Here is a 17,255-nt window from a genome sequence, read left to right on the forward strand (position 1 = left end):
TCCAGCATCGATCCTTTCGGCGCGGGATGCGTTCTATCCCGCGCCGCGCCCGGCTTCCCGCGCGGTCCGTCAGGAGCAGGCAGATGCGCTTCGAACTCTATCGTGACGCGGGCGGCGAGTGGCGCTGGCGCCTGCGCGTGCAGAACGGCCATGTCATCGCCGATTCCGGTGAGGGCTATGTCCGCCGCGAGGATTGCGAGCACGCCGTCGGCCTGGTGAAGCGCAGCGGCGAGGCCTCCGTCGTCGACATGACGACGAAGATCGCCTGATCGGTCCTGAACCGTTCGCCCCGGCGTTTTTCGCGAAACCGTTTCACGCCCTCATGCGTTTCTGCACCCGCGGCGCGCCGGAAGCGGCGCGTCCGTTCGCGACTGCCGCAGAGGGAATGCCCACTTGCTCAAGAAACTCCTGATCGCCGCGCTGATGGCCCTCGGCCTCGCCGCGGTCACCCCGCAGGGCGCCTCGGCCGCACCGGTCGGCCCGTCGGTCGCGCTGGCGACCGAAACCGCACCCGCGACCGTGGAGAAGGCGCAGTACTACTATCGTCGTCACTGGGGTCCGCGTCCGTATTACGGCCGCCGCTTCTACGGCCCGCGTCCGTTCTACCGTCGCCACTATTACCGCCGTCCGTTCTACGGTCCGCGGCGCTTCTACGGCCCGCGCCGCTTCTACTACTGAGCCGGTGGCCCGGTTCGGGCGGCTCCGAAGCCTTCCCGGATGCACCCCGTCTTCCGACCGAGAGCCCGGAGCGTGAGCCCCGGGCTTTTTCCGTTCCGGATCGGATCGTTCGATCCGTCGCTTTTCGAAGGGGAGGACATGGTTGTAGGATGGGCCCCTGGCGAGCCGACCCGCGACGGACGGGCCGCTCCGGAGGACGCCCGATGATCGATCTCGTGACGCGGCAGCGGCGCGCGGTTGCACCGTTCCGTATGCCGTCCTGGCAGGACATCCCGCTGGAACTGTTCGTGTCCGCCGCGGGGCTCCTCCTCGCCGCCGGCCTGAAGATTCTCGGCGTCATGCCCTGACACGCCGCGTCCTGCCCACTGGCGCCCGTCGAGCCTGCATGCTTGGCTGCCCGCGAAGGGCGGCGGCGACTCGGGACCGGACGGGGGGAAGGATCGATGACGCGGGCGATCGATGTGGGGGACGAGCATCCCAACGGCGACCTGACGGTGCGCACCATCGCCATGCCGGCGGACACCAACGCCAACGGCGACATCTTCGGCGGCTGGGTGCTATCGCAGATGGATCAGGCCGGCGGCATCGCCGGCGTCGAGCGGGCGCAGGGCCGCGTGGTCACGGTGGCGGTCGATGCGATGACCTTCATCCGCCCGGTGCGCGTCGGCGACGTGCTGTGCGTCTACACCCGGATCGGCCGGGTCGGCCGCACCTCGATGAAGATCCATCTCGAAGCCTGGGCCCGCCGCTTCCGGACGCAGTTCCGCGAGAAGGTGACCGAGGCGACCTTCACCTTCGTCGCCATCGACGAGGAGGGCCGCCCGCGTCCGATCCCCCCGGAGGCGTGAGCAGGGCCATCGCTCGAAGCCGCCTGAGCGGCTTCGCGGCGCCAAGGGACACGACCAAGAGCGCCGCGCGGAACGGGCTTCTCAGGACCCTGGTCCTGAGAAGCATCGAGCGGAGCGAAAGCCCAAGGGGCCGAGATGTCCGCGGAGGCGGGCGCCGGCGACTGAGGCCGGCCAAGAAAACCCTGGCAAAACCCTGGCCAAGAAAACCGGGGCCATCGCTTCAAGCGATGGCCCCGGAGGCGTGAGGGCGTGCGGATTGGCGCTTCCCGGCGCGGCGGGCTAGAACCGGGCACCCGTCTCCATCCGTCGAGGCCGCATGCCCGCCACACCCCGCGCCGCGATCATCCCGGTCACCCCGTTCCAGCAGAACTGCACCCTGATCTGGGACGAGGCCACCAAGGTCGGCGCCGTCGTCGATCCCGGCGGTGATCTGGACCGGATCGAGGCGGCGATCCGGGCGCAGGGCGTGACGGTCGAGAAGATCCTGCTCACCCACGGCCATATCGACCATGCCGGCGGGGCCGCGGAGCTGAAGGAGCGCCTCGGCGTTCCCGTCGAGGGCCCGCACGAGGCGGACAAGTACCTGCTCGATTCCCTGCCCGAGACGGGCGCGAATTACGGCCTCGACGGCGCCCGCGCGATCGCGCCGGACCGCTGGCTGAACGAGGGCGACACCGTCACCGTCGGCGGCCTGACCTTCGACATCCGGCACGCCCCCGGCCATTCCCCCGGCAGCGTCGTGTTCATGAGCCGCGACGCCCGCTTCGCGCTGGTCGGCGACGTGGTGTTCCAGGGGTCGATCGGCCGTACCGACCTGCCCGGCGGCAACCACGAGCAACTGATCCGCATGATCAGGGAGAAGGTGCTGCCGCTCGGCGACGACGTCGCCTTCATCCCTGGGCACGGCCCCACCGGGACGCTGGGGCAGGAGCGGCTGACGAACCCGTTCCTGCAGGGGTGAGGCTGTCGTTTCGGGATTCGCCGTTTCCACCGCGGCTGCGAAAGCGGGACCTGCGCGCGCCTAACGGAGGATTAACGCAACCGCGTCAGAAAGGCGGGTGCCGCAGCGCTTTCGAGACGCGAAAAGCGATGCGAAATCAGAGGGGAACGCCTATATGAAATCGGCACGGAGATAGCAGGCACGCCCGGCCCGGCCGGGTTCGAAAACAGGCTCGCGAGCCGCCTGCCCGAGGAATTTCATGGCTGACTCCCCGAACACCGAACACGCCGACAGCTACGGCGCGGAATCGATCCGCGTGCTCAAGGGCCTGGATGCCGTGCGCAAGCGGCCGGGCATGTATATCGGCGACACCGATGACGGCTCCGGCCTCCACCACATGATCTACGAGGTGGTGGACAACGCCGTCGACGAGGCGCTCGCGGGCCACGCGGACCTCGTGACGGTGACGCTCAACCCCGACGGCTCCTGCACGGTCTCCGACAACGGCCGCGGCATCCCCACCGACATCCACAGGGAGGAGGGGGTCTCGGCGGCCGAGGTCATCATGACCCAGCTCCATGCCGGCGGTAAGTTCGACCAGAACTCCTACAAGGTCTCCGGCGGCCTGCACGGCGTCGGCGTCTCGGTCGTGAACGCGCTCTCGACCAGCCTGAAGCTGCGGATCTGGCGCGGCGGCAAGGAACACCGCATGGAGTTCCGTCACGGCGACGCGGTGGCGCCGCTGGAGGCGGTCGGTCCCGCGGGCGAGCGGCGCGGCACCGAGGTGACCTTCCTGCCCTCCCCCGAAACCTTCACGATGACCGAGTTCGACTACGCCACGCTGGAGAAGCGGCTGCGCGAACTCGCCTTCCTGAATTCGGGCGTGCGCATCGTGCTGACCGACGCGCGGCACGCCGAGCACAAGCGGGAGGAGCTCTGCTACGAGGGCGGCGTCGAGGCTTTCGTGCGCTATCTCGACCGCTCGCGCAAACCCGTCGAGGGCATGGCCAAGCCCGTCACCGTGCTCGGCGAGCGCGACGGCATCCGCGTCGAGGTGGCGTTCTGGTGGAACGACTCGTTCAACGAGACGGTGCTGCCCTTCACCAACAACATCCCGCAACGCGACGGCGGCACCCACATGGCGGGCTTCCGCGCCGCCCTGACCCGCCAGATGACCGGCTACGCCGAGTCCTCGGGGATCGCTAAGAGGGAGAAGGTCTCGCTCACCGGCGACGATTGCCGCGAGGGCCTGACCGCGGTCATCTCCGTGCAGGTGCCGGACCCGAAGTTCTCGTCGCAGACCAAGGACAAGCTCGTCTCCTCCGAGGTCCGTCCGGCGGTCGAGAACATCCTCAACGAGGGGCTCTCGACCTGGCTGGAGGAGAACCCGGCCCAGGCGAAGTCCGTGATGGCCAAGGTGGTGCTCGCGGCGGCCGCCCGCGAGGCGGCGCGCAAGGCGCGCGAGACCATCACCCGCAAGGGCGCGCTCGACATCGCCTCCCTGCCCGGAAAGCTCGCCGACTGCCAGGAGCGCGACCCCACCAAGTGCGAGATCCTGCTGGTGGAGGGCGATTCCGCCGGCGGCTCGGCCAAGCAGGGCCGCGACCGCACGTTCCAGGCGGTGCTGCCGCTGCGCGGAAAGATCCTCAACGTCGAGCGGGTGCGCGCCGACCGGATGCTGTCCTCGGCCGAGATCGGCACGCTGATCACGGCGCTCGGTGCCGGCATCGGCCGGTCGAGCACCGACCGCGAGGGCTTCAATCCGGACAAGCTGCGCTATCACCGCATCATCATCATGACGGACGCGGACGTCGACGGCTCGCACATCCGCACGCTGCTCCTGACGTTCTTCTTCCGCCAGATGCCGGAGCTCATCGAGCGCGGGCACCTCTACATCGCCCAGCCGCCGCTCTACAAAGCCGAGCGCGGCCGGCGCGCCCTCTACCTCAAGGACGAGCGGGCGCTCGAGGACTATCTGATCGATCAGGGCGTCGAGGGTGCGGTGCTGCGGCTCGCCTCCGGCATCGAGTTCGGCGGCGCGCAGCTCAAGACGCTGGTCGAGGAGGCGCGTGCGTTCCGCAACATCCTGCACGGGCTCCACACCCGCTACGACCGTGCGGTGGTGGAGCAGGCGGTGCTGGCCGGCGCCTTCGCCAGGGACGTGGCCGAGAATGTCGGCGAGGCGGAAGTGCTGGCCGACCGCACGGCCAAGCGCCTCGACCGCATCGCCGACGAGATCGAGAAAGGCTGGAGCGGTGCGGCCGAGGAGGGCGGCTACGTCTTCAGCCGCATCCTCCGCAGCGTCAGACAGGTGGCGGCGCTCGATGCCACGCTGCTCTCGTCGCAGGAGGCCCGCCGCCTCGCCGAGCGGGCGGAAGCCCTGCGCGAGATCTACGACGAGCCGGTGACCCTCGCCCGCAAGGGGGACGAGACCGAACTCTACGGCCCCGTCGGCCTGTTCGAGGCGGTGATGGCGTTCGGCCGCAAGGGCCTCCAGCTCCAGCGCTACAAAGGCCTCGGCGAGATGACCGCGCAGCAGCTCTGGGAGACGACGCTCGACCGCGACGTGCGCTCGCTGCTGCAGGTCAAGGTCAAGGACTCGACCGACGCCGACGACCTGTTCGTCAAGCTGATGGGCGACGTGGTCGAACCGCGGCGCGAGTTCATCCAGGAGAACGCGCTCAGCGTGGCCAATCTCGACGTTTGATCGATCAATCCCCGGTGGGGCGGGAACGCCGCATCGTGCTCGCCACGAGCGAGCGTCAGCTCCGCCCGAGCAGCCGCTTGGCCTCGGCCCTGGCGCGGTGCTCGAAACGGGCGAGGCGCAGGCGCCGCTCCAGGGAGATCAGGCCGGCGCCCGGCGGCACGGCGACGATCTCGCGGATCGTCTCGCGCTCCGGATAGAGACTCTCCAGCGCCGAGCCCGGCATCGTCGCCGCGTCGAGCCGATCGGCGAACCCCTCGGCGTGGACGGCGCGCACGATCGCGTCCTCCAGCACGAGGCCGGGGGCCTGGGCGTGCAGGCCCTCGTCGTAGGCGGTCTTGAGGAGGTGGGCGGTCCGGCCGCCGATCAGCGCGAGGCTCGCGGCCACCGTCCGGCCGTCCAGGCGCAGCAGGTCGGCCCGGACCGAGACGGGCCCGGCCTCCGGCCGGAACAGGGCGCGCGCGAAGCGTTCGGTCTGCGGGCGGCTGCGCAGGGCGGTGCCCGCCGCCCCCTTCCAGCCGGCGGCTTCGAGGGTGAGGAAGGCGTCGAGCGCCCGCTCCAGGGCCGCGCCTTCCGTCGCGCTCTCGACCGTGACCGTGCCGGCCTCCTCCAATCGGCGGCGGCGGCGGCGGAGATCCTTCAGGCGGCTCCTGTGCGGGTGGCCGGCGAGGAAGGCGTCGTAATCGGCCCGGCGGTCGAGAACCGGCCGCTCGAACCCCGCCACGGTGCCGACCTGCCAGCCGGCCCGGCCCATCGCCGCGAGCAGCCCGACGCCGATTCTGGATTCGCTCGCCAGCAGCGGCCAGCGCCAGGGCCGGCCGCCGGAGGCACGCGCGAGGCCCTCGACCAGGGCGTCGAGCCGCACCTCAAGGCCGGGGCCGTCGGCGACGAGGGGCGCGGTCGCCGTCACGTAGGGCGAGAGGAAGGGCTGCGCGAGGGCCGCGCCAAGGCCGGCGATGTCGGGGCGCAGGACGAAGGGCAGGAGGGCCGCCGCCGCGCCGTCTTCGCGCACGACGACCGCCGAGAGGCGCGGGCCGCACAGCCCGTGGGCCCGGTGCGCCTCGATCGTGTGGCGCGCGTAGAACGGATGCGGTTCGGCCGCGCGGACCGCCAGCGCGTCCCAACCCGCGGCGTCCCCCGCAAGCGCCGCGACCGGCTCGACGGTCGCGCGGGACGACCTCGATGCGAGAGCGGCCTGCGGCATCACGGCCCCCTCGGCGCGAAGAATGCGACGGCCGGCGTCGAGAGGCCGTGGACGGCTCGGGCGCCGAGCGCCATGGCGAGCCCGCGCAGCGTCGTGGCGGCGGCGACCGACAGGGCCGCCCCGGCCACGCCGAGCCCAGGCACGAGGACGAAGCAGAGCAGGGCGGCGAGCAGCAGCATCGCCAGGGTGATGCCGGCGCAGAGCCGTTCGCCGCCGAGCATGGTCAGCACGTCCTCGGCCGGGCCGAACAGGCTCGCGGCCACGCTGCCGCCGACGAGGATCGCCAGGACCGGCAGGCTGGCGCGGAACCCCTCTCCGAACAGGCCGAGCAGCAGGGGCGACACCGCGAGGATGCCGAGCCCGACGCCCGCCGTGGCGAGGAAGGTCCAGCGCGCCTGCGCGCGCACCAGCCCGGCGAGGCCCGCCTCGTCGCCGCGCGCCCGGGCGGCGGCGAGGCGCTGGGCGGTGGCGGCGGAGGCCGCATAGTGCACGAAGGCGACGAACTGCTGGATGCGGGTGGCGGCGAAATAGAGCCCGACGGCCTCCGGCGGCACGAGGAAGCCGAGGATCACCACGTCGACGAAGCCGAAGGCGCTGGCCGCGAGATCGCCCGCGGCGATCGGCAAGCAGGCGCCGAGCCAGAGCCGCCAGCGGTAGAGCCGCGGGCCCGCCGGCAGGTGGCGGCGCAGGCGCACGAGCAGGAGACCGGCCTGCCCGGCCGCCGCGAGGCCGGTCGCGGCCAGCGTGCAGGCGATGGCGACCCACGCCTCGGCCGGCGCACCCGCCAGGACGGCCCCGACCATCGCCGCCATGATCAGGCCCTGGCGCAGCAGGTAGGGCGGTGCGATGGCGAGCAGCGGCCAGTTCTGGCTGCGGGCCACGCCTTCGAGATAGTCTTGGAACGCGAAGAGCGGCACGACCAGCGCCGCGACGAGGATCGGCGTGCCGTAGGGGCCGGCCAGCAACCCGTCCCGCAACAGGGCGACCGCCAGACCGCCGAGCGACAGCGCGAGGCCGCCGCCGAGGCTCGCCAGGGCGCCGCCGAGCAGGAATCCGCGCACGCCGTCGAGCCGGCCGAGCGCCTGGTCGGCGGGCAGGAAGCGGCAGGCGCCCTGGGACAGACCGAGGGTCGCGGTATGACCCAGGATCGCGATCCAGACCCAGACGGTGGCGAAGATGCCGTACTCGGTGCCGCCCATCATCCGGGCCATCAGCACCTGCGCCCCGTAGGCGAAGGCGGCCGCGCCGATGCGGACCGCGAACACACCGAGCGCCGAGACGGCGGCGGCCGATCGGAGCCGGGGCAGGATCGTGTCGAGGGGAGAGGACGAGGCGAGGCCGCCCGCGATCACCTTGTCCGCTGCCATGGTGCGCCATTCGAACGGGCGGCGGGCGCGGCGATGGCCGGCCTGCTCGGCGCCCAGCCTGAGCGGCGCGGCGTTTCGAGCGGGTTAAGAGTTTCGGTTTTGCATCGTCTTTTTCCCAAAGCCGGCAGCCACCTTTCGGGACAAGGCTCCGAGGGCCCGGCGGGTGGCAAGACGCTACGGCTGCAAGCTACGGCTGCCTGGGCCCCGACTGCGGTGCGGGGCCGGGCGTGCCGGTCCGGGCCGGATCGGTCTTCGTGGAGTCCGTCTGCGCAGAATCGGTTTTGCCGGAACCCGTCTTCGGGTCGGTCTTCTGATCCGCCTTGGCCGCGTCGGGCTGGAGCAGCGACAGGGTGATCGCCCGGGTGGCGTGCTCGGCCATGCAGCGCAGGCCGAGGTCGTTGAGCCGGAAATGGCGCCCGAGCATGTGGGCCTCGGTGCCGTTCCGGGTCGAGAGGTAGCGCATCGCCGCGTAGCGGTGGACCAGCGGCACCGCCTCGCGGCGGGCCACGTCCTGCACGGTGCGCACCATCTGCGTGTAGTAGGCGTCCTGGGCGAGGCTCTCGGTGAAGACCGGGTCGATCAGCACGATGTCGATGTCGTGGGACTTCACCCACCGCACCGTGTCCTCCAGGGCCTCGCCGAAGGCCTCGATGTCGACGCGGGCGAGCGCGTCGTTGGTGCCGACCTGCCAGACCACGAGATCGGGCTCGATCTCGGCAACCATGGAGCGCAGCCGCTCTCCCGCCCCGCTCGCCACCTCGCCGGGCAGGCCGCGGGCCTCGACGTTGACCTGCACGTCCGGCAGCGCCTGCTCCAGCGCGTTCTCGAGCTTGACCGGATAGCTCGCGGAGGCGCCGAGCCCGGCCGAGGAGGAGCCGATCGAGAGCACGCGGACCGGCCGCTTCTCCTTGAGCGCGGCCTTGACCGCCTTGAGCCGCGCCAGGGTGTAGAGCTTCGAGCCCGGCACACGGCATTCGGGCGAGAGGCTCTGGTCGAGCGCCTCCGCCGCGGAAGAGAGAGGTGCGGACGGCACCGGCTGCGCCCCCGCCGTCTCGCCCCGGGCGGAGGGGGCGCAGCCGAGGCCGAGGCTCAGGCCGAGCGGGAGGATGAGGGCGAGGCGGCGTCGGGCGCCTTGCGCGTCGGCCGCGGCCTGCGGGAACGCCATTCGACGAACCATGCGGTGAAACCCAGTGCGAACAGGCCGGACCCTACGACCGAAACGTCGACGATGATACCGCCACCGGTCTGGAAGCGCACGAACTGTCCGGCAAGGCTCAACAGCGATCCCATCGAGAAGACCGCGAGGGAGTTGCGCCCCAAACCCGACAGAAACCGGGCGAGCGGGCCCACATGCGGGGCGACGAGGGCATAGACGCCCTGGAAGGCCAGCACCATCCCGCAGAAGTGGATGAGGCGGGCGGGCGAGAGGTAGGTCTTGTCGAAGGTGAAGACGAGGCGCGGCTCGGGTGCCAGCATCGGGTCGGGCCGCAGTTCCAGCACCGCGAGCACGACGCCGACCGCGACGATGACGAGGCCGAGCGGCATCAGGCGCCGCCACAGGCGCCGGAGCCGTTCCGATCCCCGGGCCGCCTCGTTCGACAGGAAGCCCAGCACGAGCAGGAGCTGCCAGCACAGCGGGTTGAAGAACCAGTCGCCCTCGCCGGGCCAGGAGGGGAAGTTCCACTCGAACACGAGGCTCGCGCCGTAGAGCGACAGCGACAGCGCCAGAACGAGAAGCCGGCTGACCCGGCCGATCAGCACCACGGCGGGGGCGATGGCGATCAGCACCACGTAGAGCGGCAGGATGTTGAAGAAGCCGAGCTGGTGCGTCAGCACCACGATGCCGACCATGGTCTGGATCGGGTCGGCGAAGAAGCCGCCGGCATTGTGCCATTCGAGGATCAGCGGGTTGTCGAGATAGAGCGCGCATCCGGCGATCATCGCCAGGGCCAGGGCCATGATGGTGATCTGCGCGCGGTACACCTCGACGGTGCGCGACAGGAGCCGCAGCACCGTGGTCATGCGCGGCTCCGGGGTGCCGTCGCGCCCGCGGGTGGCGAGCCCGATCGACCAGCCGGCCAGGAACACGAACAGCTCGGCGGCATCCGAGATGCCGTATTGCGAGAAGGTGTAGCGCTCGAAGAAATTCCCGGGGATGTGATTGATGAAAATCGTCACCAGCGCGAAGCCGCGCCAGAAATCGATCGCGTTCGGCTCGCGCATCAGGCTCCACGGTCCGGCGGTGTGACGTCCATGCGGCAGGGGCCCGGTTTCTCGCACGGCGCCGTTCCGGGACCCGCGACCCGGAGCGGAAGGCGGCCGTCCTGATAGACCGCGCCGGGGCGGGTTGGGAAGCCGCCGGGCGGTGACGAGGGTGCGATGCGGGCTCTCAGGCCGCCCCGTGCAGATGTCCCGCGTGCCAGTCGCGCAGGGCGTCGAGTGTGACGATCCCGTCCGGCCAGACATGGCCCTGGAGGTGATCGTGCGGCGCGTCCGGCTCGCCGAGATCGGAGACCGCGGAGAAGGCGCCGTCGAGCCGGTGGCTCTGCGTGTAGCGGCTGCGGGTGGCGAGCACCGGCAGGCCGGCGGCGAGCGCCGAGCGGATGCCGGCCGCCGAATCCTCGAAGGCGATCGCCTCGGAAGGGTCGATGCCGAGGCGATGCACGGCGAGCGCGAAGATGTCCGGCGCGGGCTTCTTCTGCGCCGCCTCGTCGCCGGCGGCGATCACGTCGAAGGGATGCGCGTCGTCGGAAAAGTTGAGCCGGAGCAGCAGGTCGATGTTCGGCCGGCTGGTGGTGGTGGCGACCGCCAGCCGCACGCCGTCCGCTCGCGCCTGCTCGACGAGGCGCCGCACGCCGGGCCGCAGGGAGAGGCCGCCGCTCTCGGCCAACGCGCCGTAGAAGCGCGTCTTGAGGTCGTGGATCTCCGGCATCCGGGCCTTGAGCCCTTCCGCCTCCTTGGGATGGAAGCGCTCGATATAGTGGACGAGCCGCTCCTTGCCGCCCATGACCTTGAGAAGTTCGGCGTAGAGGTCCGGCGACCAGTGCCAGGGCAGGCCGAGCGCCTGGAAGGCGCGGTTGAAGCCCTGGCGGTGGAGATCCTCGGTCTCGGCGAGCGTCCCGTCGACGTCGAAGATCAGCGCCCTCAGCATCGCACGCCGTCCCGCCCGGTGGCCGAGCGGGCCGCCTCGCGGATCGCCGCGACGTTTTTCTCGTAGTGGGATGCGCCGCCCTTGAAGGCCGCCGAGCCCGCGACGAGGATGTCGGCACCGGCCTTCGCCGCCGGCCCGGCCGTCTCCGGGGTGATGCCGCCGTCGACCGAGATGCCGATCGACCGCCCGGCGGTCATCGCCTTGACGCGGGAGACGGTCTCCAGCGCCGAGCCGATGAAGCTCTGGCCGCCGAAGCCGGGATTGACGGTCATCACCAGCACGAGATCGAGCATGTCGAGCAACGGCTCGATGGCGGAGGCGGGGGTGCCGGGGTTGAGCGCCACGCCGGCGCGCTTGCCGAGGGCCCGGATCGTCTGGAGCGAGCGGTGGGCGTGGGGGCCGGCCTCGACATGCACGGTGATCGCGTCGGCGCCGGCCTCGGCGAAGGCGGCGAGGTAGGGATCGGCCGGCGCGATCATCAGGTGGACGTCGAACACCTTGTCGGTCCAGGGCCGCAGCGCCTTCACCACCGCCGGGCCGAAGCTGATGTTGGGCACGAAATGCCCGTCCATCACGTCGAGATGGATCCAGTCGGCGCCGGCTTGCGCGATCGCCCGTGTCTCCTCGCCGAGCCTGGAGAAGTCGGCGGCGAGGATCGAGGGCGCGAGGATGGTCATGGCAACGGCTCGGAGGGTCGGTGCGCCGCTCCGCGAAAAAAGCGGGCGGCCCTGGGGAGGGAGGGGCTTCCTGTCACCGATCTAGGGCATCGGCTGGCAAGATGCGCGCCGGCTTCACGCAAAAAAGCCGGCGCGGATCGAGCGGGCCGGCGCTCGTCACCGTTTTTGGCCGATCGGTTCCACCTCTGCCGTCATCGCGATGACGGAAAGAACGTCAGGACATCGGTGAAAACCGGGATGCCCCCTCCCGCTCCGGCCGGTGCCAGGCATTCGGCTGGTCGTCCGCCCCCGTGCCCAGCGGGCACTGCACGATGACGCTGTCGCTCCAGCGGCCGTACTTGTAGCCGATGGCCGGGAGATAGCCGACGCGGGCGAAGCCGCAGGCCTCGTGCAGGCGCAACGACGCCTCGTTGCTCGCGTCGATATAGCCGATCATCTGCCGGTAGCCGCCAGCGGAACAGGCCTCGATCAGCGCCGGCAGCAGCCGGCGGCCGATCCCGGCATGCAGATGGTCGGGATGGACGTAGATCGAGTGCTTGAGCGCGTAGCGGTAGGCCGGGCGCTTGCGGAACGGCACGGCGTAGGCGTAGCCGGCGATTCCGCCGCCCCGCTCGGCCACGAGGTGAGGCAGGCGCCTGCTGCGCATGTTTTTCCGCCGCCGCTTCAGTTCGTCGGGCAGCAGGCGCTCCTCCTCGAAGTCGCCGGTATCGCCGACGCCCCGGCGGATGTGGCGCTCGTAGATCGCGATCATCGCCGGCACGTCGGCGTCCGACGAGGGCCGGATCACCACGTCCGCGCAAGCCAGGACCGACGCCGCGCCCGAGGCCATCAGGCGCCCTCGCGCAGGACGTAGGTATGGAAGCGGATTCGCCCGTCCGGGTCGGTCTCGCGGTAGACGCCCTGGATCTCCGCCTCGAAGCCGGGGAAGATGTTGGCGGCGGCCTCGAACATCTTGAAGTAGTCGAGCATGGGCTTGGCCCGCTCGTCGAGCCGCTCGCCCGGCAGCACCGTGCCGATGCCGGGGGGATAGACCAGCATCAGGGTGGTGGCGATGCGCCCTTCGGCCTCGGCGATCGGCACGTAATCGACCCGGTTGCGGGTCAGCATCTGCGCGGCGGCCTTCGGGGCCATCGCCATTTCCGGCAGGTGCTCGGGCATGAACTGCTTGCGCTGGAGCGCCGAGGTGCCCGATTCGCGGTGGAAGGCGTGGTAGTCGGCGCACAGATCGCGCAGGCCGACGCCGCGGTAGCGCTTCGGCCGCCGGGCCACGAATTCCGGCATCGCCTCTTCGAGCGGCACGTTGTCGTCGTGCAGCCGCTTGAAGGCGACGAGGCCGGAGATCAGCGTGCCGGCCTTCGACGACTCGACGCCCGGCGTCAGCAGGAAGAGCAGCGAGTTGAGGTCGTTCTTCTCCGGGACGATCCGGTTCTCGCGCAGGTACTGCGCGACGATCGGGGCCGGCACGCCGTGCTCGGCGTATTCGCCCGTCCTGCGGTCGAAGCCGGGTGTCAGCACGGTGAGCTTGTTCGGGTCGGTGATGGCGAAGCCCGGCGCGGAGGTGGGTCCGACATGGGTGAAGCCGTGCCACGCGGCGCCCGGCGTCAGTTCCCAGTAACGGGCATCGGAGGCGAGCGCGTCGGTCGGCACCGCCTCCCAGGGGATCTCGGTGCCGTCGGGGCCGGTCACCACGTCGGGCACGAAGGGGTCGAAGAACCAGCGCCGCTTCGGGTCGGCCTCGCGCTCCTCGAACTCCTTGCGGATGGCGCGGGCTTTCTTCCGCCACTCGATGCCCAGCCGGATGGTGTCGTCCCACAGCACCACGCCGGAGCGGCCCTTCATCATCTGCGCGCCGACGTCGAGCGAGGCGAAGAGCGGGTAGAACGGCGAGGTCGAGGCGTGGACCAGGAAGCTCTCGTTCAGGCGCTTGTGCTCGACCCGCCGGGTCTGGCCGCGGATGTGCCCGTCCCGGGTGTGGATCTGCGAGGCCTGGGAGAAGCTGGCCAACTGCTTGTGGGTCGATTGCGTGGCGATGATGCCCGGCGAGGTCTCGTCGAGGCCGGTCAGGCCCATGGCGAAGCGGCGCTGGTAGAGCGGGTGGAACTTCATGAAGCCCGCCCAGGCCTCGTCGAACAGGATGTAGTCGCACAGGTGGCCGATGCGCTCGACGATCTCCTGCGCGTCGTAGATCGTGCCGTCGTAGGTGCACTGCTCGATCACGGCGCAGCGGAACGGGCGCTCCCTGCGCCACGCCTCCGGGTCCTCGACCAAGGGGTTGGCCCGGATTTTTTCGCGGATGCGCGTCTCGTCCAGGGCCTCGTGATAGATCGGGCCGATCAGGCCGTAGGCGTTGCGGTCGGTCTCCAGAAAGATCGGGATGCCGCCGCCGAGGAACAGGGCGCCGTGATGGGCGGCCTTGTGGTTGTTGCGGTCGAACAGCACGAGGTCGTCCTCGGCCACCAGCGAGGACAGCACGATCTTGTTGGAGGCCGAGGTGCCGTTGAGGACGAAATAGGTCTTTTCCGCCCCGAAGATCTTGGCCGCCTCCTTCTGCGCCTTCAGGGCCGGGCCCTCGTGGGTCAGGAGGTCGCCGAGGTCGAGCACCGAGTTGTCGAGGTCGTCGCGAAAGATCGCCTCGCCGAGATGCTCGACGAAGATACGGCCGATCGGCGAGCGGTTGTAGAAGATGCCGCCGTTGTGGCCGGGGCAGGTCCAGAGCTGGTTGCCCTCCTCGGCGTAATCGACCAGCGCGCCGAAGAACGGCGTCTTCAGCGTGTCGGCGTATTGCGTGACCCGCGAGACGAGGTTGCGGGCGATGAATTCCGGCGTCTCCTCGGCGAGGAAGATGTAGCCGTCGATGAAGTCGAGCAGCTCGACGGGGATGTCCTCCAGCCGCTTGCGGCGGACCATGATGACGATCGGCATCTCCAGGCCGCGCTTGCGCATCATGTCGATGAGTGCGGCGGCCTTGCCGTCGAGGCCGCGCTTGCCCCAATCCACCACGAGGCAGCCGACCGCCGCGTCGGTCTGCACCGCGATCGAGGCGTCCTCGACGCGCCGCGCCCGCACCACCTCGAAGCCGCGCTGCTCCACCGCCGCGACGATCTGGTTGACCCGCGCGCCCTCCAGATCGTCCGGATCGAAGGCGGGGGTGCACATCAGCACGGTGAAGCGACGGTGGAAGTCCATGGAGCGCGGCTCTCCTCACGAACGGGAACCCTGCCTTTCCGGTCCATCCGCGACGATTCGATGACACGGGCGCGTCCGCCTCGTCACCGCAGCGTGAGGGGGAAGCTCAGTTCCGTGAAACCTTCCAGGGTCAGGAGCTCCGGTGGCGGCGGCGGGAAGGGCGCGGCGGCCTGTACGGCGCGGGCCGCGCGCGCGCCGAGCGCCGCCGGGCCTTCCTCCAGCACGATTCCGCCGAGAGCGCCGTCGGCCTCGATCCGCACCCGCACCGTCACCTGCCCGCCGCGCCCCGCCGCCGCGGCACGGTCGGCCATGCCGATGCGGCTGACGACCCCGGCCACCCAGGCCTTCGCCCGCGCATCGACCCGCGGCGCGGCGAGCCCCGGCGCGAGCGGGGCGGCCACCAGCAGCACCGCGAGGAGGAAGGGCCGTACCGGGAACGGACGCAAGGCGGACGGACTCCGTGAAAGCAAAAGGCGCCTCGCGGCGCCGTCTCGGGGGACTGCGCCGGCTCGAAGCCCGGCTGCCCCGGGTTGTAACGCCGCCGGAGACCCGAAGTGCCCCGCGCGACGCTGCCGGCACGTCATCCGCGGCGCATTCGTTCGGCGGGCGTCGCGCTCCCGGATCGCTTCGCTGACGCTCGCGATGACGAAGAGGCAGACCCCACATCGTCCTTGCGAGGCTCGGCGCAAGCAATCCAGCGCGCCGCCCGATCCGGAAAGCTCGCGCTCCTGAGAGCCATGCCTTTTAAGGTGTTTTCTTAGCCATTAGCTTGGCCTTTTCGAGGACCCTGGCGGTGGCGACGTGTTTTCGGGCCGTAGCCGCCGCTACATAGGGCTTGTCGACCTTGCGCTTGGGACCACGCGGGCTGGTTGCAATCCGCCCTGGGTCGACCCGCTCCGCCAAGGCGAGCAAGCGGGCCGCGACGCTCGCCGCATCCTCCTGGCCCGTCAACACAGAGCCGTGTCCGAGCGCCACCATCAGCCCCTCGTAGCCGGCACCGATCTGACGGCTCAGGTGGAACACCGAGACCCGCGGCTCGGGCCCGTGCACCTGCTCGATGCACGCGCTCAGCAGGCTCAGCACGTTGTGGGCCAGAACGGCAGCGGCAAACCCCAGCAGGGCCGCCCGCGGACGACCCAGGCGACCGGCCTCGCTGTGCAGCACCCGTTCCATCTGCAGGAACAGACCCTCGATCCGCCAGCGTCGCCGATACACCTGCGCGATCTGCGCCGCACTGACGCTCGCCGGCAGGTTGCTCCACAGCCAGATCGTCCGGTCTCCCTCCGTCGTTGGCGCCGTCAAGCTCAGCGCGATGCGCCGCCACGCATCGCCGCTCCCCTCCAGCGTAATGCTCTGCTCACACAGTGTGCCGGTCTCGCAGGAGCCGCACGCCTGCCAATCCCCCTGCGCGCCCAGGCGGGGATGGTTGCCGTGCCGACGCACCACGAAGTGGCTGCCTGCCTCAACCAGACCCTGCAGCCAGGTCCGGACACAGAAGTGCCGATCGGCGACCCAGACCTGACCGGGCGCGGCAGCGTCCAGGAGGGCCCGGGCCAGCGCCCGTTCGTCGGCATAAGCATCTTCGGCCGCCACCAGATCGACGGCCAGGCCGGTATCGGGATCGTAGACGACCAGGGTCTGCCCCGGCAGGGCGGCGCCGCGATGCGCGCGCAGAGGCTTCAGGCGCTTGTCGCTGCCGGGCAGATGGTTGCCGTCCAGCACGCGCAGTGCGTAGCCCGGCAGGCTCGGATGGCCGGTGCCCGCCGCGGTCATCACCGGGGCCAGTCGGGTCGCGCTGCCGCGCACGAGGGCGCGCAGCAGGTCGGGCTCGGTGCGGTTGACCTTGTCGTAGAGGGCGGGCAGCGAGACGGTCAGGTCTTCGGCTTCGCGCGCAGCGGCGTGCAACGACGAGCGCAGGCCGAGAGCGACGAGCATCGTCAGCCTGACGACAGTGGAGAACAGCAACTCCCGCGTGTATTGCCGCTGGCGATGCTGCTCGAACACCTCGTCGATCCAGCCGGCCGGCAGCGCGTGTTCCAAGGCCGTGCGGGCCATCAGGCTCGTCGGCGCATAGTTCTCGAACCGTTCAATGACGGCAGACCAGACTGGATCGGATCCTTGCAATGCTTCGCTCATTGCAAGGATATAGTTAATATAAACGAACCTTAAAAGGCATAGCCCTCAGAGCCTGTTTGAGAACTCTGTTTCATGCGGGATTGTTGAGTGCGTTGGCAGCCACGAGGCAGGCGACGCAGGCCAGGCGACCGGTGGCGACATCGAGGCGACCGGCGCGCTCGCGCAGCAAGCCGCCCCAGTGGCTGAGCCAGCCGAAGGTCCGCTCCACGACCCAGCGTCGCTCCAGCACGACGAAGCCCCTCTGATCCGGGTCCTTCTCGACGACGTGGTGGCGCATGCCGTGGAGGTTGCACCACTCCCGGCAGCGCTCGGCCGTGAAGGCGCCATCGAGGATGGAAGGCGCCATCGAGGATGGCCAGACGCA

At 70.4% G+C, this 17,255-nt stretch carries 17 protein-coding genes; 6 read left to right on the plus strand and 11 right to left on the minus strand.

Annotated elements, in window-relative coordinates; all coding sequences use genetic code 11:
- Window positions 1-83: 83 nt before the first annotated feature.
- The 6 genes from PGN25_18955 to gyrB all read left to right on the plus strand — a co-directional run bounded on the left by PGN25_18955 (window position 84) and on the right by gyrB (window position 5,173).
- Window positions 84-269: a DUF1508 domain-containing protein gene (locus tag PGN25_18955; protein MEH3119600.1), complete on the plus strand. Its 186-nt coding sequence runs from the start codon at window positions 84-86 to the stop codon at window positions 267-269.
- A 124-nt stretch (window positions 270-393) separates the two neighbouring features.
- Window positions 394-678: a hypothetical protein gene (locus PGN25_18960; GenBank protein MEH3119601.1), complete on the plus strand. Its 285-nt coding sequence runs from the start codon at window positions 394-396 to the stop codon at window positions 676-678.
- A gap of 203 nt (window positions 679-881) precedes the next feature.
- Window positions 882-1,025 (plus strand): hypothetical protein, encoded by a 144-nt coding sequence (locus PGN25_18965; protein MEH3119602.1) that lies wholly within the window; start codon window positions 882-884, stop codon window positions 1,023-1,025.
- Between the two features lie 96 nt (window positions 1,026-1,121).
- Window positions 1,122-1,526 carry an acyl-CoA thioesterase gene (locus PGN25_18970; protein ID MEH3119603.1) on the plus strand — a complete coding sequence of 135 codons (405 nt, stop codon included), beginning with the start codon at window positions 1,122-1,124 and terminating at the stop codon, window positions 1,524-1,526.
- Window positions 1,527-1,842: 316 nt separating this feature from the next.
- Window positions 1,843-2,487, plus strand: a complete 645-nt coding sequence (locus PGN25_18975) for an MBL fold metallo-hydrolase (GenBank protein ID MEH3119604.1) — start codon at window positions 1,843-1,845, stop codon at window positions 2,485-2,487.
- 238 nt (window positions 2,488-2,725) lie between these two features.
- Window positions 2,726-5,173 (plus strand): DNA topoisomerase (ATP-hydrolyzing) subunit B, encoded by a 2,448-nt coding sequence (gene gyrB, locus PGN25_18980; GenBank protein ID MEH3119605.1) that lies wholly within the window; start codon window positions 2,726-2,728, stop codon window positions 5,171-5,173.
- Between the two features lie 55 nt (window positions 5,174-5,228).
- Here the strand turns inward: gyrB and PGN25_18985 are convergent, their stop codons facing one another.
- The 11 genes from PGN25_18985 to PGN25_19035 form a co-directional block, all read right to left on the minus strand.
- On the minus strand, window positions 5,229-6,374 hold the full coding sequence (locus PGN25_18985; protein ID MEH3119606.1) for a GNAT family N-acetyltransferase: 1,146 nt from the start codon (window positions 6,372-6,374) through the stop codon (window positions 5,229-5,231).
- The gene (locus PGN25_18990; GenBank protein MEH3119607.1) at window positions 6,374-7,741 is read right to left on the minus strand and encodes a lipopolysaccharide biosynthesis protein; all 1,368 of its coding nucleotides are present in this window, start codon (window positions 7,739-7,741) and stop codon (window positions 6,374-6,376) included. The genes PGN25_18985 and PGN25_18990 overlap by 1 nt, the downstream gene beginning before the upstream one ends.
- Window positions 7,742-7,928: 187 nt before the next feature.
- Window positions 7,929-8,906, minus strand: coding sequence for an SGNH/GDSL hydrolase family protein (locus PGN25_18995; protein ID MEH3119608.1), 978 nt, complete (start codon window positions 8,904-8,906; stop codon window positions 7,929-7,931).
- Window positions 8,831-9,964: an OpgC domain-containing protein gene (locus tag PGN25_19000; protein ID MEH3119609.1), complete on the minus strand. Its 1,134-nt coding sequence runs from the start codon at window positions 9,962-9,964 to the stop codon at window positions 8,831-8,833. The genes PGN25_18995 and PGN25_19000 overlap by 76 nt, the downstream gene beginning before the upstream one ends.
- Window positions 9,965-10,130: 166 nt before the next feature.
- The gene (locus tag PGN25_19005) at window positions 10,131-10,892 is read right to left on the minus strand and encodes an HAD-IA family hydrolase (GenBank protein MEH3119610.1); all 762 of its coding nucleotides are present in this window, start codon (window positions 10,890-10,892) and stop codon (window positions 10,131-10,133) included.
- Window positions 10,886-11,569 carry a ribulose-phosphate 3-epimerase gene (gene rpe / locus PGN25_19010; protein ID MEH3119611.1) on the minus strand — a complete coding sequence of 228 codons (684 nt, stop codon included), beginning with the start codon at window positions 11,567-11,569 and terminating at the stop codon, window positions 10,886-10,888. Before rpe ends, PGN25_19005 begins: the two co-directional genes overlap by 7 nt.
- A gap of 214 nt (window positions 11,570-11,783) precedes the next feature.
- Window positions 11,784-12,398 carry a GNAT family N-acetyltransferase gene (locus tag PGN25_19015; protein ID MEH3119612.1) on the minus strand — a complete coding sequence of 205 codons (615 nt, stop codon included), beginning with the start codon at window positions 12,396-12,398 and terminating at the stop codon, window positions 11,784-11,786.
- Window positions 12,398-14,755, minus strand: coding sequence for an amino acid decarboxylase (locus PGN25_19020; protein MEH3119613.1), 2,358 nt, complete (start codon window positions 14,753-14,755; stop codon window positions 12,398-12,400). Before PGN25_19020 ends, PGN25_19015 begins: the two co-directional genes overlap by 1 nt.
- A gap of 83 nt (window positions 14,756-14,838) precedes the next feature.
- Window positions 14,839-15,201, minus strand: coding sequence for a TonB family protein (locus tag PGN25_19025; protein ID MEH3119614.1), 363 nt, complete (start codon window positions 15,199-15,201; stop codon window positions 14,839-14,841).
- 298 nt (window positions 15,202-15,499) lie between these two features.
- On the minus strand, window positions 15,500-16,810 hold the full coding sequence (locus tag PGN25_19030) for an IS4 family transposase (GenBank protein MEH3119615.1): 1,311 nt from the start codon (window positions 16,808-16,810) through the stop codon (window positions 15,500-15,502).
- Between the two features lie 151 nt (window positions 16,811-16,961).
- Complete coding sequence (locus PGN25_19035; protein ID MEH3119616.1) at window positions 16,962-17,237, minus strand: transposase; 276 nt, start codon at window positions 17,235-17,237, stop codon at window positions 16,962-16,964.
- Window positions 17,238-17,255: the final 18 nt, after the last annotated feature.

This window comes from Methylorubrum populi (assembly GCA_036946625.1).
Taxonomy (GTDB): Bacteria; Pseudomonadota; Alphaproteobacteria; order Rhizobiales; family Beijerinckiaceae; genus Methylobacterium; species Methylobacterium populi_C.